The sequence below is a fragment of the Halomonas sp. M20 genome (assembly GCF_020622265.1).
In the GTDB taxonomy this organism is placed as follows: Bacteria; Pseudomonadota; Gammaproteobacteria; order Pseudomonadales; family Halomonadaceae; genus Modicisalibacter.
In genome coordinates this window covers 1-21,360 of sequence record NZ_JACNMQ010000005.1, presented here as the reverse complement: position 1 = coordinate 21,360, position 21,360 = coordinate 1, and the positions used below count along the sequence as shown (strand labels likewise).

Sequence of the window (21,360 nt, the reverse complement as noted above, 5' to 3'; positions counted from 1 at the left end):
ATAACAAACACAATATATGGAATCTATTTCGAATTTTCAGGCATATGTGAACCTGACTTCCCAGGGTTCAACACGCCGCTTTTCTTCGCCCGGGCTTGGGTGGTGATTGCTGCCATTCGTTCCGCCCTTTAAGATGTGTAATATATGCATCTTAAAAATCGGGAGATGAAACATGACCTTCGTCGTCACCGAAAACTGCATCAAATGCAAGTACACCGACTGCGTGGAAGTCTGTCCCGTCGATTGCTTCTATGAAGGCCCCAATTTCCTGGTAATCAACCCGGATGAGTGTATCGATTGCGCGCTATGTGAGCCGGAATGTCCGGCGGAGGCAATCTTCGCCGAGGACGAGCTACCCGATTCACAGCGTCATTTTATCGAACTCAACGCTGAGCTGGCCGAGCAGTGGCCGGTTATCACCGAAAAGCAGGACCCGCCTGAGGACGCTGAAGAGTGGGATGGCGTTCCCAACAAGCTGCCCCACCTTGAACGCTGAAGAGGGATGACGCATGCCAACCAATCTCGAACGAAACGAAGACGACTTCGCCGCCCTCAAAGCCAACTCACCGGGCCGCGGCGCTGCTGTTTTGATCTATGCCTTGTATCTGGGCAGCATCATGGCCGTGGTCACGGCACCGCTCGGCGTAGCGATCGCTCACTTCAAGCTGGGGCGCGGCGCCGAATGGGTCGATACGCACCTGCGGTTTCAGATTCGCACTTTCTGGTTGGGGATCGTGGCGGGTGGCATTGGACTGCTGTTATGGAATCTGCTGGGCTATATCAATGCCGCGCCGGGCATCGCCTGGGGGTTGGGCTATCTATTCTTCATGATGTGCTTGATATGGATGGTGGCACGCTGCGGCGTAGGCATCCATCGCCTGATGGCCAACCGCCCCATCGACAATCCGCGCAGCCTGACGTTCGGTGGCGCCTCGGTGAGTTTCCATGACTGAATCGCAACACGCCCAGCCTGGGCAGAATGACGCCCTGCCGGACGACGCTATCAAGAGCGACGCCGTCGATACCGATAGCGACTGGGGGCCACTCTCCGCCCTGCCCGGCAACCCCTTGATGTGGGTACTGATCCTGAGCGAGATGCTGGTGTTTGCCGCGGCATTTGGCCTATACGCCTGGATGCGCGCCGCGGAGCAGCCACTTTTCGATGCGTCTCAACAACAGCTCGACCCCATCATGGGCGGCCTGAATACCATGGTGCTGTTGACCAGCGGGCTGTTTGCGGCGCTGGCGGTGAATGCGGTGGCGCAGGGCCGAATACGCCACAGCCGGCATTGGCTGCTGGCGACCATGGTGCTCGGCGGCGTGTTCTGCGCAATCAAGATCACCGAATACATCGACAAGTTCGGCGCCGGCTTGACCCCGGACACCAACACCTTCTTCGCCTTCTATTATCTACTGACCGGCTTTCATTTCGCCCACGTGCTGTTCGGGCTGGGAGTGCTTGCCTTGGTGACCTGGCGCACCACGCTTGCCAATGTGGAGACCGCCACGGCCTTCTGGCACATGGTCGATCTGATCTGGATTCTGCTCTACCCGCTGATTTATTTGTTGAGATAGCTCTCTGTCGAGATGACCATGACGATGACGCACCCCACTACCCGTCGCCTGACGATTACCTGGATCATTCTGATGGGGCTGACGCTGGTATCGATGATCTCCTCCCGGCTCGACGCCGAGGATCAGTGGCTGGCATTGCCGCTGTGGTCGGCGCTGCTGGTCTTGATCAGCACCGGCTTCAAGGCGCACCAGGTGTTGATGATCTATCTCAACCTACGTGTCTCGTCACCTGCCTGGAAAGGTGCCTTCCTGGGGCTGGCGCTGGTGATCCTGGGGTTGATTCTGTCGGGCTACCTCGCGGCCCGGGCCAACCTTCTTGGCTGATCGCTCTTGGCTGATCGCTCTTGGCTGATCGCTCTTGGCTGACCATTCTTGACTTGCCGTTTTTGGCTAACCGTTTTTAACCGATCAGGGCTGCCGACGCCGTTTCGGGTCGGCGCGCACCCAATCATCCAGCCGCCGCGCCAGGACCATCAAGCCATAGACGATAAAGGGCGCAGGGAAGATCATCGCCACGCCCCAATCCTTCGTATTGATGATCCAGGCCACCGGAATCACCACCGCCAGAAAGACCAAGCCACCTATCAGTATCGCGACCACGGCGCGGGTGTTCATGTAACTTCTCCTCAAGGAAGCGCTGAAGAAATCGGCGAGCGGGTCAAGCGCAAGGCGCCCGGAGCACAGGAACCGGAGCATATGGGTATATGTGAGGATTCCGCGCACCGCGTAACGCAGTGATTGGGACGCGTAGACATTTATTCGGTGTTTCCTTCAGTTGGCAATGATTTGACGGTATATCCCCGGCAGCGCCAATGAAAGGTGCTCAGGCTTTTGCACGATGGCATAACCCCCACGGCCGAACAGATGCGGAATATACTGCCGCGCCTCCTGATCGATGGTCACGCCGAATACCTTGATCTCCTGCTGACGCGCATCCCGGATCGCCTTGCGGGTATCCTCGATGCCATAACGCCCTTCGTAATAGTCGGTATCGTTGGGCTTGCCATCGGTGAGCACCAGCAGCAAACGATGACGATTAGGCCGTTTGGAAAGCTCTTGCGTCATATGCCGGATGGCTGGCCCCATGCGGGTGTAGCGCCCCGGCTTGAGGGCCGCGATGCGCCGATCGACTCGCTCGTTCATGGACTCTTCAAACGTCTTGAGAGTGTTGACCCACACCTTCTGGCGGCGATGGGAAGTGAAGCAGTGAATTGCGTAGTCGTCGCCGCAGCCCGCCAGTCCGTGACCGAGCACCAGCAGAGCCTCTTTTTCCACGTCCAGCACTCGCCTATCCTCCAGCCAGGCATCCGTGGACAGCGACACATCCACAAGGATCGACACGGCCAGATCCCGGGCCTGCTGCCGGGTTGCCAGATACAGGCGATCGTTGGTCTCACCGGTGGCAACCAGATCGCAATGGGCGCGAATCACCGCATCCATGTCCAGCTCGCTGCCATCGAGCTGACCCCGCAGGGTTTCGCGACGCGGCCGCAACGCCTCGAACTCCCGACGCACCCGCCGGATGCGTCGCCGGGTCGTTTCGTCCGGTGTCCAGTCCTCGCCCTCTTCGCTTTGCAGGTCCGTCAGCACCGCGCAGTGATCCGGCAGATAGATCTGCTTGCGATGATTCCACTCGGGGTAAAGGTGCTTGCCACGCAGGCGCTCGCCGCTGATGGCCTCCGGCGCCAGGTCCAGATCGATCTTGAGCTGAGACGCCGCCCGCTGCTGGTGAGGGCTTAGGGTGATCTCCTCCATCTGTTCCGCGGTGCTCTTGGCGTTCTTGTCCTCTTCATCGTCCACCATGCGATTGAGATTGATCATCTCGGAAAAGGACAGCATCTTCTCGAAGCGATTGAAGATCAGCGAATCCTTGCGTTCACTCTGGTCCTGGCGCCGGCGCTCCGCCTTGCGCTTGCCTTGAGCAACCGCTTCCGCCTGTTGATCGCCCGGCTCATCGTCATCCCCCAGGGGGCGGGTTTCGCCCTGGTTACCCAGATCGACCACCTGCGCCCAGAGCGGTACGGGAAGCGGTGGGCGATAGCCCCGGGGTGCTTGAAAGGCATCCAGGGAAGCATCGGGATCGTTAATTGCCGCCTCCAGCTCGGCGGCCTCGCCGTTCAACGGTTGCGAATCGCCGAGCAGGCGCAGGATGACCATTTCAACGGCGGCTTCGGTCGCCGGAAGGCGGCGCTTGGGACGAACGGTCAGCAGCGCCTTGCAGAGCCGCGTATGGCGCTCCTGCAGCCCGGGAAAGTGGGCCAGGGTTCGATGAGTCGCCCCCAGGACGTCACGCAGCCAGGCAATGTCCTGGCGCAGTGGATCGCCACGGTGTGGAACGCGCCGCGCCAGCGCCAAGAAAGCCGCCAGCCAGAAGTAAAGATCGCGATTGAGAGCAGCATCGGCAAACAGATCGAGAGTGGGAGGCAGCAACAGATTTTCCTCGTCGCGCCGAGCGATATCGAGGATTTCCTCATCGAAGCCCAGGCGCTGTCGCAAACTCAGGCGATGGGTCGAGTTGCGCGCAGCGATGGCTGCCACTTCAAGGCCTGCCTCTCCGCCGCTGGCACGGAAAAACACCCCCAGCACGACGCGCAGATCCTCGAGTTGAACCGCTGCCTCGGGATGATGCGGATAACTGGTGGCATTGGACGCCCAGCGGTGCCAGTGGCGCCCGACGAACTCTTCCACTTCAAGAAAATCCAGCTTGCTCATAGGCTCAAGCCCTTGTTACTCACCAAAGGTGGCTCGGATAGCTTCGAGTAGTCCTTCTTGCACATCCTCGTCATCGGAAAGCGGCTCCACCAGAGTCGCCCGGGCCGCTTGCATGATGGGCATGCCGGCGACGATCAAGGTGGCGCAGTAGACCAGTAGACGCGTCGACACGCCCTCTTCCAGATCCTGGCCTTTCATGTCGCGCAACCGCGCGGCCAGGTTGACCAGGGCGCTACATCTGTCCGCGGATAGACCGCTTTCCCGAGCGACGATATCCCGCTCCACCGCCGGCGGAGGGAAGCCGAAGGTCTGGGCCACGAAACGCTGGCGGGTACTGGGTTTGAGCGACTTCAGGATGTGCTGATAGCCCGGGTTGTAGGACACCACCAGCATGAAATCGTCCGGTGCCTCGAGCAGCTCGCCGGTGCGCTCCAGAGGCAGCAAACGTCGATCGTCGGTCAACGGGTGCAATACCACGGTGACGTCCTTGCGTGCCTCTACCACCTCGTCGAGATAGCAGATACCGCCTTCACGCACGGCGCGGGTCAAGGGGCCATCGACCCAGCGCGTCTCGCCGCCCTGCAGTAGATAGCGTCCGGTCAAGTCGGCGGCGGTCAAGTCATCGTGACAGGAGACGGTAAATAAAGGCTTGCCTAGCCGCGCCGCCATGTGAGCAACGAAGCGGGTCTTGCCACAGCCTGTCGGCCCTTTCAGCAGCAAAGGCAAGTGCTGCTGATAGGCATGTTCGAACAGTTCGCGTTCGTTACCGACCGGTTGGTAAAAAGGAAGCTCACTATCAGCCTCGTGGGATCGGGCAGATGAGGAGGACATAAGAGATACTCCAGGGAAAAATCAATGTCCCGCGACCTCGTTGAAAACTTGTGTCGAAGTCGCGGGTTGCTACGTGGTGCGGCAATTCAGCTACGGCTCAGTAGGCGCCAGAAGTCATTTGGGTGCCGCCGGCAGGCAACTGCTCTTTCACACGTCCAAAGATGGCATAGAGGAACAGCACTGCGGCAATGGCCACCGCTACCCCCGTACCCAGACGCATGACATAGAACAGCACGAGCTGGTCCTGGACTTCCATGTAGTTCATGCCCAGCACCCGCTGCAGGTGGGTCTGCACCACACCGGCAAAGGTCAGGGTGAAGGTCATGAAGGCCATGGCGGAGGTCATGATCCAGAAGCTCCACATGTTCATGATCTGATTGTAGGGCTGCACGCGACGAATCTGCGGCATGGCGTAGGTGATCACCGCCAGTATCATCATCACGTAGGCGCCGTAGAAGGCCAGATGGCCGTGGGCGGCAGTGACCTGGGTGCCGTGGCTATAGTAGTTGACGAAGGACAGCGTGTGCATGAAGCCCCATACGCCCGCGCCAAAGAATGCCGTGGCAGCGCTGCCCAGAGTCCATAGCATGGCACTCTTGTTGGGGTGGTTGCGCCGACCCTTCCAGAACATGCTGAAGGCGAACATCACCATGACGAAGAATGGCAATACTTCGAGGGTGGAGAAGATGCTGCCGATGGGCTGCCAGTAGCCAGGCGCACCGATCCAGTAGTAGTGGTGACCGGTCCCCAGCAGGCCGGAGAACAGCGCCAGACCGATGATGACGTAGAGCCACTTCTCGATCACTTCACGGTCCACCCCGGTCATCTTGATCAGCAGGTAGGCCAGCAGCGAGGCCATGATCAGCTCCCACACGCCCTCTACCCAGATGTGCACGACCCACCACCAGTAGAGCTTGTCCAGGGCCAGATTGCTCGGGTTGAAGAAAGCGAACAGCCAGAATACTGCCGCCAGCCACAGGCCCAGCATCAGGATCATGTTGACTGCGGTCTTGCGCCCCTTGAGCAAGGTCATGCTGGTGTTGTAGAGAAACATCAGAAAGGAGATGGTAATCAGCACCTTGACCCAGAACGGCTGCTCGAGGAACTCGCGACCTTCATGGATACCGAGCTGATAGCTGACCAAAGCGCCCACCCCGGCGATAACGAAAATACCCAGCTGAATGTAGGCGATCATCGGGCTATGAATCTCCCGCTCCGCCTCTTCTGGCATCAGGAAGTAGGTACAGCCCATGAAACCGATCAACAGCCAGACGATCAGTAGGTTGGTATGACTCATGCGTATGATATTGAAGGGCATGAACTCGGCCCAGAATTCCGGTACCACATAAACGGTGGCAGCCAACAACCCAAACACGATCTGCAGCGCGAACAGCAACATCGCGACGGCAAAGAAGGGATAGGCCACCCACTGTGTTTCATATTTCATCGGTTCGATGCTCCTGTGTTCTTGAACCCTTGTCTCTCTTGCACCTTCGATGCGCGCGATCAATCAGCCTGATTTGGTAGGCGGCCAGTCCTGGGTATCGATGGAATCGGTCCACTGGAAGAAATCGACCAGGGAGTCCAGCTCATCGTCACTCAGATTGAATTGCGGCATCTGACGGCGTCCTGGCACATTGAGCGGCTGCGACTCCATCCAGGCCTTCAAGCCCGCACGAGCGGCTTCGGGGTTCTCGCGGCCCCCATAGCGGTCCCAGACGTTGCCCAGTTCCGGCGCGAAATAGGCACCCTCACCGATCAGGCTATGGCAGTTGATGCAGCTATTCTCCTCCCACACCTCCTTGCCATGCTTGACCGAGGCGGTCAGCGTCTCCTCGTTGGTAGATGACGTCTTCATGTACCAGTGGCTGTGAGCCGTCAGCGCAGCGAACAGCAAGAAGAAAAACAGCGACCCGCCAAAGAAGATATTGCGTGCCGCCGATCTTGTTAGTCCATCGGCCATATGATCCCCCCCTTTTTTCTCGTTTTCGACGCAACTGATCGAGGCTTTTCAGCGACGGACCCGAGCGCGCCATTAATATGCATTAAAAATACTTCTTAAAGGTTATGCCTTACCTGTCCCCTGGTCAATTGCCAGGTCAGTATCTCCTTTCATCAACATTGATAGAAGTCATCTTTGTATGCAAAAACATGACCTCCATCAATTTACTTGCATCTAGAGTACGGGCATTATCCTCTTGACCGGCCCGCCGTGTTTCATATGGTGGGTTTCTTGAAGAACATAAGAAGCATTTTGGAGTCTAGTTTATGAAAATTCTGGCTACTGCACTGCTAGCAAGCTGTGCAACATTTGCTGTTACAGCCCAAGCTGCGGGGGATGCCGAAGCCGGCGCCGAGAAGATCACTACCTGCGTGGCTTGCCACGGTAAAGACGGCATGGCAACGGCACCAATTTATCCCAACCTTGCAGGGCAATCCGCTCAGTATCTGGAGAGCTCACTCAAGGCTTACCGTGAAGGCCAGCGTGGCGGGGGCATGTCGATGATGATGACACCAATGGCCAAGTCGCTGTCCGATGAAGACATCGCCGATCTCGCGGCTTATTACAGCCAGCAAACCCCTTAAAGCGTATCGCTCCGGCTCTCTTCTGAAGCCGGAGTACTTCCTGCCATAAAAAACCTCGACTATTGACGCAGATCAATATTGGTTACTCATGAAACTGCGAAGCTAAAGATTCATAGAATTTACATCTATTGGTAGGTTAACGCACTGCCGGATAAGGCGTGACTCATGAAGTGGATGCCTCTTACTTTTCGCCCTTTTATCATGCTGGTCATGCTGGCGTTCATGTCATGCCTGACTTTGCTGGCGCTGCCCGCTTCTGCCGCCATCGAACTTGATCAGGTAAAAAAGGGTTTTCCCGAGGCCAGCAGCCTTGAAGAAACGAAAAGTGAACTACCGGTTCAAGCGGTCATGAGTGGCGGCGAAACCCTGGGGTACGTTTTCGAGAGCGTGGATATCGCGCCCATTCCCGCCTACTCGGGCAAGCCGGTCAATCTGCTGATAGGTATCGGCCCCGCCGGACAACTGATGTTGGCCGAGGTGCTCGACCACGCCGAACCGATCATGTTGGTGGGCATTCCGGAAGAGAAGCTCCAGAGCTTTGCCGATGCCCATACCAGCTTCGGCGTCACCGACAACCCCAAGATCGGTACCAATCTCGACGCCATTTCCGGCGCCACGGTCACGGTGATCGTGGTCAACGACACCATCATGCGCGCCGCGCGCCAGGTCGCTGCCAGCCTGGGTATCATCGAGGATCCCTCCGCCCAGCCTGCCGCCACGGTCAAGCCGGGTGTATTCGAGAAAGCCGACTGGCAGACCCTGACCGGGGACGGCACCATCCGCCGCCTGCACCTGACCCACGGTCAGGTCAATGAAGCCTTCATCGGCACCGCGGCGGAAGACTACCTGCGCGGCACTCCCGAGCCTGCGGACAAGACCTTCATCGATCTCTATTACACCTATCTGAATGCCCCCATGGCGGGCCGAAACATGCTTGGAGACGCCCGCTTTGATGCGCTGATGGAGAGTCTCAAGCCCGGCGAGCACGCCGTCGCCCTGATGGCCAACGGCGACTACTCCTTCAAGGGTTCCGGCTATGTGCGCGGCGGCATATTCGATCGCATCGAGCTGAGTCAGGATGGGCGCACCATCACCTTCCACGATCTGGATCATCAGCGGGTGGGCCGTTTCGATCTCGACGGCGTGCCCCGCATGACCGAGAAGGACATCTTCATCATTCGCGAGGAAGCCAGCTTCGATCCTGGCCGCCCCTGGCAACTGGACCTGCTGGTGCGCCGCGCCTCAGGCCCGCTGGATACCGAATTCACCCGTTTCAGCGCCGACTACAGCATCCCGGATGCCTACGTCGATCGGCCCGAACCCGTGGTGGAACGTCCCATCTGGGTGCAGGTGTGGTACGACAAGGCCTTTCAGATCGGTGTACTCGGTGCTGGGCTCCTGGTGTTGACCGCGGTCATGCTGTTCCAGGATGTGCTGGTACGTTACCCGCGTATCCTCGAACCACTGCGCATCGGCTTTCTAGTCTACACCCTGGTATTCATCGGCTGGTATGCCCTCGCCCAGCTCTCGGTGGTCAACATCCTGACGTTCACCCACTCCCTGATGACAGACTTCAGCTGGACCTCGTTTCTGATCGACCCGATGATGTTCATCCTGTGGGGGTTCGTTGCGGTCAGCCTATTGCTGTGGGGCCGTGGCGTCTACTGCGGCTGGTTGTGCCCTTTCGGCGCTCTGCAGGATCTGGTCAACAAGGCGGCGCGTAAGCTCGGCGTCAAGCAGATCGAAGTGCCCTTCGGTCTGCACGAACGGCTCTGGGCGATCAAGTACATCATTCTGCTGGCGCTGTTCGCCCTGTCGCTGCACTCGCTGGGCACCGCCGAACAATACGCCGAGGTGGAGCCCTTCAAGACTGCCATTACCCTGCGCTTCCAGCGGGATTGGCCCTTCGTGCTCTACGCTCTAGGGCTGGTGCTCGTCTCGGTATTCAACCACAAGTTCTACTGCCGCTATGTGTGCCCACTCGGCGCCGGGCTGGCGATCCCCTCGCGGCTACGCATCTTCGATTGGCTCAAGCGCCATCGCGGCAGCTGTGGCACGCCATGCCAGATCTGCGCTCATGAGTGTGAGGTGGGCGCCATTCACCCCGATGGCCGCATCAATGCCAACGAATGCCACTACTGCCTTGATTGCCAGGTGCTGTATTGGGACGACCAGCGCTGCCCACCGATGATCAAGCGCCGCAAGCGCTATGAGAAAGCCGCCCGGGTCTCGGGCGCCAACCCACAAACCTTCGACCCTGCAGCCGCCAGCACACAGGGCGACACGCTGCAACGTATTCCCATCCACCACGAGGAATGAAGCATGAGTGATGACAAAACCAACGAACTGAAGAACCTCGGCCGCCGCCACTTCTTGCGCAACACCGGCATCGCAGGTGTTGCCGGCGCAGGAATCGCCGGCGGCTTCGGTAGCGCTGCGGCGCTGCTGCAGAGTCAGAAGGCCCAGGCGGCCAGCGAGAATGGCGAAGCCACCATCGCTCCGGGCGAACTCGACGAATACTACGGCTTCTGGAGTGGCGGCCACTCCGGCGAGGTGCGCATTCTCGGCGTCCCCTCCATGCGCGAGTTGATGCGCATTCCGGTGTTCAACGTCGACAGCGCCTCGGGCTGGGGCATCACCAACGAGTCCAAGCAGATACTCGGCGACTCGGCGAAATTCCTCAATGGCGACGCCCACCACCCGCACGTTTCGATGACCGACGGCCGCTACGACGGCAAGTACCTGTTCATCAACGACAAGGCCAATACCCGGGTGGCGCGGATTCGTCTCGACATCATGAAGACGGACAAGATCACTACCATTCCCAACGTTCAGGCAATCCACGGCCTGCGTCTGCAGAAGGTACCGCATACCAAGTACGTGTTTGCCAATGCCGAGTACTTCATCCCCCATCCCAACGATGGGCAGAACATGGCGGATCTCGAGAACCACTACACCATGTTCAACGCCCTGGACGCGGAAAGCATGGACGTGGCCTGGCAGGTGATCGTCGACGGCAACCTGGACAATACCGACGCCGACTACACTGGCCGCTTCGTGGCTTCAACCTGCTACAACTCGGAAAAGGCCGCCGACCTGGCTGGCACCATGCGCGAGGAGCGGGACTGGGCGGTGGTATTCGACGTCGAGGCCATCGAGAAGGCGGTAGACGCCGGTGATTACAAGACCATCGGCGATTCCAAGGTGCCGGTGGTGGACGGTCGTCACGGCTCCAAGCTGACCCGCTACATCCCGGTTCCCAAGAATCCTCACGGCCTGAATACGTCGCCGGACGGCAAGTACTTCATCGCCAACGGCAAGCTCTCCCCCACCTGCTCGATCATCGCCATCGACAAGCTGCCGGACCTGTTTGCCGACAAGATCGAGCCGCGGGATACCGTGGTCGGCGAGCCGGAACTGGGCCTGGGGCCGCTGCACACCACCTTTGATGGTCGTGGCAACGCCTACACTACGCTGTTCATCGACAGCCAGGTGGCCAAGTGGAATATCGAGGATGCCATCAAGAGCTACAACGGTGATGAGGTCAACTATCTGCGTCAGAAGATCGACGTGCATTACCAGCCCGGCCACAACCACGCCAGCTTGACCGAAACCCGGGACGCGGATGGCAAGTGGTTGGTGGTGCTGTCCAAGTTCTCCAAGGATCGCTTCCTGCCGGTAGGCCCGCTGCGCCCGGAGAACGATCAACTGATCGATATTTCCGGCGAGGAGATGAAGCTGGTGCACGACGGCCCGACCTACGCCGAGCCTCACGACTGCATCCTGCTGCGTGCCGACCAGGTCAATCCACGCAAGCTGTGGGATCGTAACGATCCTTTCTTTGCGGCCACTCGCGAGCGAGCCGAGAAAGACGGTATCGAGCTGACGGCGGACAACAAGGTCATCCGGGATGGCAACAAGGTACGGGTCTACATGACTTCGGTGGCGCCGCAGTTCAACCTCACCGAGTTCAAGGTCAAGCAGGGCGATGAGGTGACCGTTACCGTGACCAACCTGGACCAGATCGAGGATCTGACCCACGGTTTCTGCATGGTCAACCACGGTGTCTCCATGGAGATATCGCCGCAGCAGACCGCGAGCGTGACCTTCACCGCGGACAAGCCCGGGGTGCATTGGTACTACTGCAACTGGTTCTGCCATGCGATGCATATGGAGATGACCGGCCGAATGCTCGTCGAACCAGCCTAAGGGAGTGATAAATGGCTGCGCGGCTCAATCACTGTGTTGCGCGCCGCTGGTGCGCCAGCCCGGTCGGAATCTCACATATAACCCATATGCTCCGGTTCCTGCGCGCCGCGCGCCTTGTGCTTGATACCGCTCGCCGATTTACTCTACGCATATTCAAAGAAACAGGCCGGAGCATGCTCCGGCCTTGAAATGATATTTCGATTTCATTGATATAAGGTCCGGGGCATATCGCAGCGAAGGCCTGCCCTGACTGATTTCTACTGTTCTCCTACCCAGGAACTCCATGCGCTATCTTTTTTGGGTTCTCCTATTTTTTAGCTTGCCCGTCTCAAGCCTAGCGGCGGAGTATCAGGCAACACCCGACGAGCCATTGCAGGCTCAGCTCGATCGCACTGAAAGTGGGGATCGTCTTATCCTCGCCCCTGGGCGCTATACCGGGTCGATAACCATCGACCATCCAATGGAAATTCGCGGCACTGGCCAGGCGATAATCGACGGCCAGGGCCAAGACCATGCGGTCACCATCAACGCTCCCCAGGTAATGCTCGAAGGGCTCGAGATCGTCAACTGGGGCAGGAATCTCACCGACCTGGACGCCGGTGTTTTCGTCACCGAAAACGCCACCGGCAGCGTGATCCGCGACAACCGCCTCGAGGGGCCGGGTTTCGGCATCTGGCTGGACGCGGTCACGGACGTCAAGGTCATCGACAACGGCATTCGCGGCGACACCGCGCTGCGCTCCCAGGATCGCGGCAACGGCATTCACCTGTTCAACGTGCGCGACGTTCTGATCGAAGGCAACGACATCGCCCGCACCCGGGACGGCATCTATATCGACAACAGCAGCCAGAGCTTTCTGAACCGCAACGAACTTCATGACCTGCGTTACGGCATTCACTACATGTACGCCTACGACAATCACCTAGAAGGCAACCTGACCTTCGACACCCGCACCGGCTACGCACTGATGCAGTCCAAGCGCCTGACGGTACTGAACAACCGTTCCGTCAACGACGAGAACTACGGCATCCTGATGAACAACATCACCGGCTCACGACTGGAAGGCAACCGTATCGAGGGCATTCGTCAGCCGGTGAACGCCCGGGGCGAAGGCAAGCTCCAGGGCGGCGATGGGAAGGCCATCTTCGTCTACAACTCCCAGTTCAACGAATTTCTCGATAACCGCTTTGCAAAAAGCGATATCGGCATCCATCTCACCGCCGGTTCGGAAGACAATGTCGTGCTTGGCAACGCCTTCATCGATAACCGCCAGCAGGTCAAGTACGTGGCGACACGCTCTCAGGAGTGGTCGAAAGACGGTAGCGGCAACTACTGGAGCGACTACATGGGCTGGGACATGAATAACGACGGCATTGGCGATACTGCCTACGAGCCCAACGACGCTATGGACCGCCTGCTATGGCGCTATCCCGCTGCGCGTCTGCTGATGAATAGCCCGGCGATATTGGCGCTGCGCTGGGTGCAGCGCCAGTTTCCGGTCTTCAAGGCCGAAGGCATCAAGGACAGTGCGCCGCTGCTGGCCGATCCCACCTTGGATAAGGCGGATATATGAACATTATCACCTTCGACGGCGTGACCAAGCGTCACGGCGATGTCACAAGTCTGAATGACCTCAATCTCGAAGTGCGACAGGGAGAGGTGCTGGCGCTGCTGGGTCACAACGGTGCCGGCAAGACCACCGCCATGAAGCTGATTCTCGGACTGATCGCCCCAAGCGAGGGTGAGCTCCGCGTCTTCGGCGCGACACCCCAGGGCAATGCGGCCAACCAGTTACGCCAGCGCCTAGGCTTCCTGCCCGAGAACGTCGGCTTCTACGAGCAGCTCACCGGCTATGAAGTGCTTGACTACTTCGCCCGGCTCAAGCGCGTCGACCGGGGTCAGATTGATGATCTGCTCGGACAGGTCGGCCTGGCGGATGCCTCCCGGCGTCGCGTCAAGACGTATTCAAAGGGCATGCGCCAGCGCCTGGGGCTGGCCCAGACACTGCTCGGCGAACCGCAACTGTTGCTGCTCGACGAACCCACCACCGGCCTCGATCCCGCCGCTACCCGAGACTTCTACACCACGGTCAAGACCCTGCGCGATCGAGGCTGCACGGTACTGCTCTCCTCACACGTGCTGCCCGGGGTCGAGCCCTATATCGACCGCGCCTTGATTCTCGGCGCCGGTCGTCGCCTGGCTCTGGGCAGCCTCGATGAGCTTCGCCACCAGGCGGCACTGCCGTTGACCATTCGCGTCAAGGGCAATTGGACCGGCGCCCCTTCAAGAGACCTGCCGATCCAGGAGACGCAGCGCCTCAACGGCCACGCCCGGGAGTTCCACGTGCATCCCGCGAACAAGATGACGGTGCTGCGAGAGTTGACCACCGCTCCCGGCGTCGAGGATATCGAGCTGCTGCCGCCCAGCCTTGAACATCTCTACACCCATTTTTCCGCCACGCTTTCCACTATTTTACCTGCGCGAGACCCGTCATGAATGCCATTTTCACCGTCGCCCGCAAAGAGTTCCAGGACGGCCTGCGCAACCGCTGGGTGCTGGCCATCGCCCTGATGCTAGCGCTGATGGCGGTGGGCATCGCCTACTTCGGCGCCGCCGCCAGCGGCGGGCTGGGATTTACGTCCCTGGCCACCACCGTGGTCAGCCTGTCGACCCTGGCAGTATTTCTGATCCCATTGATCGCTCTGCTACTGGCTTACGATGCCATCGTCGGTGAACAGGAAGCCGGTACCCTGCTGCTGCTGCTCACCTATCCCATGAGCCGATCAACGCTGCTGTTGGGCAAGTTCCTGGGGCATGGATTGATTCTTGGCGTCGCCACCGCCTCGGGGTTCGGCATCGCCGGCATCGCCATCGCCCTCGGCGCCCCGGACGTCGATCTACTGGCGCTTGCCAGAAGCATCGGCTTGCTGATCGTCAGCAGCGTACTGCTGGGCTGGGTGTTTATCGCCTTCGCCTACCTGATCAGCGTCTGGGTCGCGGAAAAGGCTCGGGCCGCGGGACTCGCCCTGATTATCTGGTTCCTGTTCGTGCTGGTCTTCGATCTGGCCCTGCTGGCGCTATTGGTCGGAGCACAACACGGCGGCGACTGGCTGCCCTACCTGCTGCTGCTGAACCCCACGGACTGCTTCCGTCTGATCAACCTGGCAGGCATCGAGGCCGCCCAGGCCTATTCCGGCCTGACCGCACTCGCTCGAGAAAACGCTTTCCAACCCATCTGGCTGATGCTGATCCTGCTGGGGTGGATTGTGGTGCCCCTGAGTCTGGCGCTGCTGCGCTTTCGTCATCGCTCCGTATAGCCAGCCTAACCAGCCTAAGAAGGATACCCGTATGCCACGTCGTCTCGCGTCAGCTTCTTTGCCCTTCGCACTGGTGCTTGCTCTTTTCCTGGCGGGCTGCGGCCAAGAAGCGGATAAGACCGCCCTGGCCGCGCCGGTGCCCATCACCGACGGCGATGCCTGCCACGTGTGCGGCATGACCATCACCAACTTTCCCGGCCCTAAAGGGCAGGCCTTCATGAAGAGCGATCCCGACGCCCTGAAATTCTGCTCGACGCTCGAACTATTCACCTTCCTTAAGCAGCCGGAGAACGAGACCCAGATCAGTCATGCCTACGTTCACGACATCGGCGAGACGACCTGGGAAGCCCCCGCCGACGGTGCCTATGTTCGCGCGGTGGATGCCTGGTACGTGATCGGCCACGATCAACCCGGCGCCATGGGCCACACCCTCGCCTCCTTCGCCGAACAGAACCGGGCCAAGGATTTCAGCGACGAACATGGCGGCAAGGTCATCCGCTTCGAGGATATCGACCTGAAGTTGCTGGGTGAGTTAGGGCGGGGCGAGATAAACGCCAGTCAAGACCATTAAGGAAGGGTGAAGACAGCAGCCTAAGGTCATCGCATCGAGGGTTGCTTTTTAAAATCTACCACCAAAACCAACCGTGGCTTCCCGCCACGGCGCCGGCCACCGTCACCAGGCTGATCGTCAAGAGCCCCCAGTGAAGCCCCTGTATCACTTGAAAAGTGGAACGCGGCGCTTGGGCGGCCCGCGCATGAAACCAGCGATGCAGGAACAGCGGTTCGAACACGAATAGCATCAGGGTGAACAGCGCCCACACCGCGATCATGGCGTGTATCCACCAGTAGTGCGCCGAGAAAAGGCGCTCCCAGCCCAACAGGTGCAGCATGTAGAAGCCGCTAACGCCGGCCAGCAGCGTGGTAATGCGCGACTGCCAGGCGAAGCGCCCCTCGATCTGCTCGAAGAAGGCAACGGCTTCCGAAGGATCCTTGAAGCGCCTGACCGCAGGCAATAGCACGGTGGTCACCATGGCCACGCCGCCGATCCACAGCACCACCGCCAGCACATGCAGCACCCGAGCCAACGCTAGCTCCATCAGCCAGGTAACCTCATACCGTGCGCGAAAAGCGCCGCTCTTTTGAATCCGCAACGATATAGGCATCGAAGGCCATGGCCACGTTGCGCATCATTAGCTGGCCCTGGGGATGCAACACCAGGGCATCGCCGTTAATGCTCACCAGATCGTCCGCCATCAGTTCATCCAGTCCCGCTAAGGCATCGGCGAAATAGTCCCGAAAGCGAATGTCGTGGGCGGCCTCTATCTCGGCAAAGTCGACACGTCCATGGCACATCAGCTGGTGAATGACATCGCGACGCAGATGGTCGTCTGCGTTGAGCCGGTAACCACGTTGAATGGGCAGTTGGCCCTTGTCGAGGGCCGCATAGTATTCCGATAGCACCTTGGCATTCTGACTGTAGGTATCCCCGACCTTGGCGATGGCGGACACGCCCAGACCGATCAGGTCGCAGTCCGCATGGGTGGAATAACCCTGAAAATTACGCTGCAGGGTGCCGTTGTCTCGGGCGCGGGTGAGTTCGTCATCGGGCAGTGCGAAATGATCCATGCCAATGTAGACATAGCCCGCCGCCTGCAGGTGGCCGATCGTGAGTTCCAGCAGCTCCAGCTTGCGCTCCGGGGGCGGCATATCTTCCGGGCGAATCAGGCGCTGGGCCCGAAAAGTATCCGGCAGGTGGGCATAGCTGTAGGTCGCCACCCGATCCGGGCGCATGCTCACTACCTTGTCCAGGGTGGTAGTGAAGCTCTCGACGGTCTGGAGCGGCAAGCCGTAGATCAGATCGAAGCTGATGGACTCGAACCCCACCTCTCGCGCCGTCTCGATCAGATCCTGTATCTGCTGCTCGCTCTGGGTGCGATTGACGGCCTGCTGAACGTCGGGATCGAAGTCCTGCACGCCCAGGCTCAGGCGATTGAATCCCAATGCATGCAGCTCACGAAGCTGTTGCGGCGATACGGTACGCGGGTCCACTTCCAAGGAGAACTCCCGCTGCGCGCCCCGCTCCAGAGTAAACGCTGCATCGAGCGCATTCATCAACTCCGCCATTTGATCGTTGGTCAGGTAGGTCGGCGTACCGCCCCCCAGATGCAGCTGAGTCAACTTGCGGGACGTATCGAACATCTCGGCCTGCATGGCAATCTCGCCCTTGAGATAGTCGAGATACTCCACCGCCTTTTCGGTCTTGTGGGTGATGATCTTATTGCAGGCGCAGTAGTAGCACAGGCTCTTGCAGAACGGGATATGAATATAGACCGAGAGTGGTTTAGGCGATGCCTCGGCATTGCTGCGCTTCACCGCATCCCGGTAGTCGTCCAGAGCAAAGGCGGCATTGAAGCGCGGCGCCGTGGGGTAAGAGGTGTAGCGCGGGCCCGGTCGGTCATACTTTTCAACCAGAGCTCGGTCGAAGGTCAAATCATTTGGTTTCACGATCTCTCCGCAGTCTCCAAAAACTCGAGGGTCACAGACTCAATGAAAGCTGACCGCATCGCCTTTGCGATCGAAGGCCAGGAAGTTGTCGATGGTGCCCTGCTGCAGCGACTCCACCATGCGCTGCAGGGGTTGTTCCGCTTCCTCGCTGCTGGGCGGCTGGCGGCCGTCACCGGCCAAGGCCGCGGCAAAGACGATATCCCACTCGACACCGGTACGCTGGGACTCCTCGACCAGCGCCTGCATATCACTCAGCTCATCCAGGGTCTTGTCGACGCACAGCACCGGCGCCAATACGCCACCCTCACCCTGCTCGAAGCGTTCACGCTGCTGAGCATCGGGGTGATCCGGCAACTCGGCTCGGGCGAACACGAACAGCAGACGCTGTGGTTCAGGCTGTTGGCGCGCTTCCGCCAGCAAATCGGCAAAACAGGCAATGGACACAAGAATCTCCTTTCAGTGACGACAACAACATCCAGAATTTCAGTTTATCCGAAAGCTCAACCTCACTGAGCTTCGCGGTGTCGCGCTGCCTGACGTTTCAAGCCATCGCTGGTGGCTCGGCATAAGCACCATGTGGCCAATAACCAAGCCAGACACCAGGCGAGAGAAGCGCTCCACAGTAGTGCCAGATGAAGCGATACGACGTGCGGTGCAGCAAGCCGCAACAGAGTCGCCACTGCGATCAACACCGTAAACACCGGAATCCGCCATTCGCGGGCGAGATCCGCAGTATCGCGTCCGCCGGCCTGCAGGATGGTAGAGCGCATCATGATAACACCCGTAAGCGTCCCAAGGGCCCCCAGTGTAATGACATGGATCAAGCTCGAAGTCATTTGCTGTTGCCACTGAGCGATACCGTTACTCACGAGCCCCACCGCCAGCCAGCCATACCCGACACCGAGACAAAGCAGATCCGGCCGCTTCCCGCACCACCACAATCGCCAGCGTAGCAAACGCACGAACGCCAGCGCGCCTGCCAGAATCAGCACAGGCCCTGCCCAACTACGGCTAGCCGGCCAGCTCATCAGGACGATAGCCAGGATCGTGCTTAGAATGAGCCATCCTTCGAGACGTGGCTGCACGCGGGCATTCAGGATCTCGCCCAGGCGTTGGTAATGCCCCGCTAACGCCGGTGCGATCACCCGCCCTCCCATGAACAGCATCAGCAGCGCCAACAGCAGCACGGCCTGATACACCAGGGCATGTTGCAGTCCTGGTGCCTTGCCCGTATGAATCAGCCAGAACAGGACCGATGCAAGCAGGCAAATCGATAATAGAAGCGGACTCAAGAGGCGATTGCGCCATTTCTTGGCGGAATGAAAACGCGGCACGATGTGCATCGCCAGCCCGAGCGCAAATAGCGAGCCGATCAATGGGGGCAGAAAGCTCTCAGGTGCCAGTAAATACCCCAGCCGCGCACCCAGCCACAGCCCAAACAGGGTCATCAGACGCTGCAAGCTCAAAGGACCCAGTAGATACCCTGCGATCACGGCCAGAGCAAAGCCGAACAGTAACTCCCGCGCATGGTCGAGCCCACCGTTGATACCCGGCAGCAACAAGGGGCGATAGAACAAGGCCCATAGCGACAAAGGCACCAGCACTGCCGCATAGAGGCCAGCCGCGGGGAAGAACAGCACCCTTGCCGGCAACTTGCGTTGATTATTCATATAGGCCTTTCGCTTGTGCGCACCATGACTGACAACTAACATACATAAAATATACATCTTATAAACTACGGCGTGTTTTTTAATAGCCTGCTATGGAACGATGCGTCTGTTCATTTGTCTTGTGATTTATCAATAACCAACGCCGTTCGCTACGCTAGTGGTCGCTTTGGCACCTTCACCAAGAGGCAAGGAAGCCTACGTTTGCAAGGACACCAACATGCACATTACACGTTATACCGATTATTCATTACGCGTACTGCTTTATGTGGCGCTCAAGGGCGAGGAGCGCTCCACCATCAGTGAAATCGCCGAGCGCTATAATATTTCCCGCAACCATCTGATGAAGGTTGTCCAGGAACTCAATCGCAAGGGCTACCTTCAGGCGATTCGTGGCAAGCACGGTGGGCTGCTGCTGAAGCAGCGCGCCGAGAATATCAATATTGGTGCGCTGGTACGGGACACCGAACAGGATCTAGAGTTGGTGGAATGCTTCGGTGACCGCAACCAATGCGTCATCACTCCCGCCTGTCGCATCAAGACAATGCTCGCCGAGGCCTTGGACGCTTTCTTGGGGGTACTTGATGGCTACACCCTGGCCGATATGCTGGGGCCGGACCCGCGCATGCGTAGCGAGTTGATCCGGCTGCTACAGCTCAACAGCTCCCCCCAACCCGACCCCCAAGTCAGCGCTTGAACCGTTCGCGAATATCCTTGGCTTCCCAATGCGGGAAGTATTTACGGATCAAACCGTTGAGTTCGAGTTCGAAGTTCTGCCAATCGACGCCATCAGCTGAATTCGCATTCCGCTCAGACTCACACACCCCGCGCATCATCCCGGCGCCCAGGGTCACGTTGCTCAATCGATCGATGACAATGAAGCTGCCGGTGCCCGGACATTTGCGGTAGTCATCTATTGGCAGCGAGGCGGTCAGAGCGACCCGGCAGCGACCGATGGCGTTCAGCTCCAGCTGTTCAGCGGGTTTATGCTCCAGCGTATTGACGTCGATCTGGTAGTCAATGGCACTCACCTGCCCTGCCACTTCTCGAGTGGCCAGCTTGATATCATAGAGCTTGTTCAGCGCCATTGGCGTGTCGTGCAGCCAAACGATGTCGGCTTCGATATTGGACGCCAGCGCTATATCATTACTCGCCTCTACTAGCCAGTCGCCCCGAGAGATATCGAGCTCGTTGTTCAAGGTGACGGTAATTGCCTGACCCGGCGATGCTAGCGCCAGATCACCATCGAAGGTGACGATGCGCTCCACCCGGGCGGTCTTGCCCGAAGGTAGCACCTTGACTGCCTGCCCCGGCCGTAGCGTTCCCGCCGCCAACGTACCGCAATAACCGCGAAAGTCCAGATTGGGCCGATTGACGTACTGCACTGGCAGGCGCAGATCCGAGATGTTCTTGTCCTGAGCGATTTCGATTCTTTCGAGCAGTTCAAGCAACGTGGGGCCGGCGTACCAATTGATATGCTGGCTCCTGTCCACCACATTGTCGCCCTGTAGTGCGGACATCGGCACACAACGGATATCCCGCACGGTGAGCTTTTCCGCAAAAGCACGATAGTCGGCAACGATCTCATCGAAACGCGCCTGGGAGAAATCCACCAGATCCATCTTGTTGACCGCGATCACCAGATGCTGGATGCCCAGCAGGTCAGCGATAAAGCTGTGCCGGCGGGTCTGGGTCTGCACGCCGTGGCGCGCATCGATCAAGATCACCGCCAGACTGGCGGTGGAGGCGCCGGTGGCCATGTTGCGGGTGTACTGCTCGTGGCCCGGGGTGTCGGCGATGATGAACTTGCGCTTGTCCGTGGAGAAGTAGCGGTAGGCGACGTCGATGGTGATGCCCTGCTCACGCTCGGACTGCAAGCCGTCCACCAGCAATGCCAGATCCACCGCCTCGCCGGTGGTGCCGCTTTTCTTCGAATCCCGGGTAATGGCGGCGAGCTG

The 21,360-nt window shown here is 59.1% G+C and carries 22 protein-coding genes; 12 read left to right on the top strand and 10 right to left on the bottom strand.

Annotated elements, in window-relative coordinates; translation table 11 throughout:
• Nucleotides 1–172 precede the first annotated feature (172 nt).
• Genes fdxA through H7850_RS13240 form a run of 4 tightly spaced genes read left to right on the top strand, consistent with a single transcriptional unit; the run spans nt 173 to nt 1,899 of the window.
• Nucleotides 173–496, top strand: a complete 324-nt coding sequence (gene fdxA, locus H7850_RS13255) for a ferredoxin FdxA (RefSeq protein WP_227370060.1) — start codon at nt 173–175, stop codon at nt 494–496.
• Between the two features lie 13 nt (nt 497–509).
• A complete protein-coding gene (locus H7850_RS13250; RefSeq protein WP_227370059.1) occupies nt 510–953 on the top strand; it encodes a DUF4870 family protein in 444 nt (147 codons plus the stop codon).
• A complete protein-coding gene (locus H7850_RS13245; protein ID WP_227370058.1) occupies nt 946–1,575 on the top strand; it encodes a cytochrome c oxidase subunit 3 family protein in 630 nt (209 codons plus the stop codon). The genes H7850_RS13250 and H7850_RS13245 overlap by 8 nt, the downstream gene beginning before the upstream one ends.
• A gap of 18 nt (nt 1,576–1,593) precedes the next feature.
• Complete coding sequence (locus H7850_RS13240; protein WP_227370057.1) at nt 1,594–1,899, top strand: cytochrome C oxidase subunit IV family protein; 306 nt, start codon at nt 1,594–1,596, stop codon at nt 1,897–1,899.
• An 84-nt stretch (nt 1,900–1,983) separates the two neighbouring features.
• Here H7850_RS13240 and H7850_RS13235 read toward each other — a convergent pair whose 3' ends face one another.
• The 5 genes from H7850_RS13235 to H7850_RS13215 all read right to left on the bottom strand — a co-directional run bounded on the left by H7850_RS13235 (nt 1,984) and on the right by H7850_RS13215 (nt 7,081).
• Complete coding sequence (locus H7850_RS13235) at nt 1,984–2,190, bottom strand: hypothetical protein (RefSeq protein WP_227370056.1); 207 nt, start codon at nt 2,188–2,190, stop codon at nt 1,984–1,986.
• Between the two features lie 156 nt (nt 2,191–2,346).
• A complete protein-coding gene (locus H7850_RS13230) occupies nt 2,347–4,287 on the bottom strand; it encodes a nitric oxide reductase activation protein NorD (RefSeq protein ID WP_227370055.1) in 1,941 nt (646 codons plus the stop codon).
• A 15-nt stretch (nt 4,288–4,302) separates the two neighbouring features.
• Nucleotides 4,303–5,118 carry a CbbQ/NirQ/NorQ/GpvN family protein gene (locus H7850_RS13225; RefSeq protein WP_227370054.1) on the bottom strand — a complete coding sequence of 272 codons (816 nt, stop codon included), beginning with the start codon at nt 5,116–5,118 and terminating at the stop codon, nt 4,303–4,305.
• 97 nt (nt 5,119–5,215) lie between these two features.
• Nucleotides 5,216–6,565: a cbb3-type cytochrome c oxidase subunit I gene (locus H7850_RS13220; RefSeq protein ID WP_227370052.1), complete on the bottom strand. Its 1,350-nt coding sequence runs from the start codon at nt 6,563–6,565 to the stop codon at nt 5,216–5,218.
• A gap of 63 nt (nt 6,566–6,628) precedes the next feature.
• Nucleotides 6,629–7,081, bottom strand: coding sequence for a c-type cytochrome (locus tag H7850_RS13215; RefSeq protein ID WP_227370051.1), 453 nt, complete (start codon nt 7,079–7,081; stop codon nt 6,629–6,631).
• A 305-nt stretch (nt 7,082–7,386) separates the two neighbouring features.
• Between H7850_RS13215 and H7850_RS13210 the strand changes: the two genes are divergently transcribed.
• From H7850_RS13210 to H7850_RS13180, 7 genes are all read left to right on the top strand, one after another.
• The gene (locus tag H7850_RS13210; RefSeq protein WP_227370049.1) at nt 7,387–7,704 is read left to right on the top strand and encodes a c-type cytochrome; all 318 of its coding nucleotides are present in this window, start codon (nt 7,387–7,389) and stop codon (nt 7,702–7,704) included.
• A gap of 165 nt (nt 7,705–7,869) precedes the next feature.
• Nucleotides 7,870–10,023 carry a transcriptional regulator NosR gene (gene nosR, locus H7850_RS13205; RefSeq protein ID WP_227370048.1) on the top strand — a complete coding sequence of 718 codons (2,154 nt, stop codon included), beginning with the start codon at nt 7,870–7,872 and terminating at the stop codon, nt 10,021–10,023.
• Between the two features lie 3 nt (nt 10,024–10,026).
• Nucleotides 10,027–11,913, top strand: a complete 1,887-nt coding sequence (nosZ, locus tag H7850_RS13200; RefSeq protein ID WP_227370046.1) for a TAT-dependent nitrous-oxide reductase — start codon at nt 10,027–10,029, stop codon at nt 11,911–11,913.
• A gap of 283 nt (nt 11,914–12,196) precedes the next feature.
• A complete protein-coding gene (locus H7850_RS13195; protein ID WP_227370045.1) occupies nt 12,197–13,486 on the top strand; it encodes a nitrous oxide reductase family maturation protein NosD in 1,290 nt (429 codons plus the stop codon).
• On the top strand, nt 13,483–14,409 hold the full coding sequence (locus H7850_RS13190; RefSeq protein WP_227370043.1) for an ABC transporter ATP-binding protein: 927 nt from the start codon (nt 13,483–13,485) through the stop codon (nt 14,407–14,409). The genes H7850_RS13195 and H7850_RS13190 overlap by 4 nt, the downstream gene beginning before the upstream one ends.
• Nucleotides 14,406–15,230 carry an ABC transporter permease gene (locus tag H7850_RS13185; protein ID WP_227370041.1) on the top strand — a complete coding sequence of 275 codons (825 nt, stop codon included), beginning with the start codon at nt 14,406–14,408 and terminating at the stop codon, nt 15,228–15,230. Before H7850_RS13190 ends, H7850_RS13185 begins: the two co-directional genes overlap by 4 nt.
• A 31-nt stretch (nt 15,231–15,261) precedes the next feature.
• On the top strand, nt 15,262–15,801 hold the full coding sequence (locus H7850_RS13180; RefSeq protein ID WP_227370040.1) for a nitrous oxide reductase accessory protein NosL: 540 nt from the start codon (nt 15,262–15,264) through the stop codon (nt 15,799–15,801).
• Between the two features lie 55 nt (nt 15,802–15,856).
• Here the strand turns inward: H7850_RS13180 and H7850_RS13175 are convergent, their stop codons facing one another.
• From H7850_RS13175 to H7850_RS13160, 4 genes are all read right to left on the bottom strand, one after another.
• Nucleotides 15,857–16,327, bottom strand: a complete 471-nt coding sequence (locus H7850_RS13175) for a hypothetical protein (protein WP_227370038.1) — start codon at nt 16,325–16,327, stop codon at nt 15,857–15,859.
• A 13-nt stretch (nt 16,328–16,340) separates the two neighbouring features.
• Nucleotides 16,341–17,735 (bottom strand): oxygen-independent coproporphyrinogen III oxidase, encoded by a 1,395-nt coding sequence (hemN, locus tag H7850_RS13170; RefSeq protein WP_227370037.1) that lies wholly within the window; start codon nt 17,733–17,735, stop codon nt 16,341–16,343.
• A gap of 39 nt (nt 17,736–17,774) precedes the next feature.
• The gene (locus H7850_RS13165; protein WP_227370035.1) at nt 17,775–18,179 is read right to left on the bottom strand and encodes a ribonucleotide reductase subunit alpha; all 405 of its coding nucleotides are present in this window, start codon (nt 18,177–18,179) and stop codon (nt 17,775–17,777) included.
• Between the two features lie 62 nt (nt 18,180–18,241).
• A complete protein-coding gene (locus H7850_RS13160; RefSeq protein ID WP_227370034.1) occupies nt 18,242–19,405 on the bottom strand; it encodes an NnrS family protein in 1,164 nt (387 codons plus the stop codon).
• A 217-nt stretch (nt 19,406–19,622) separates the two neighbouring features.
• On the opposite strand from H7850_RS13160, the gene H7850_RS13155 reads away from it, so the two are divergent.
• On the top strand, nt 19,623–20,099 hold the full coding sequence (locus tag H7850_RS13155; RefSeq protein ID WP_227370032.1) for an RrF2 family transcriptional regulator: 477 nt from the start codon (nt 19,623–19,625) through the stop codon (nt 20,097–20,099).
• Here H7850_RS13155 and cysN read toward each other — a convergent pair.
• Nucleotides 20,089–21,360 (bottom strand): sulfate adenylyltransferase subunit CysN (gene cysN / locus H7850_RS13150; RefSeq protein WP_227370029.1); only part of this gene is annotated, 1,272 nt, incomplete at its 5' end. The genes H7850_RS13155 and cysN overlap by 11 nt on opposite strands.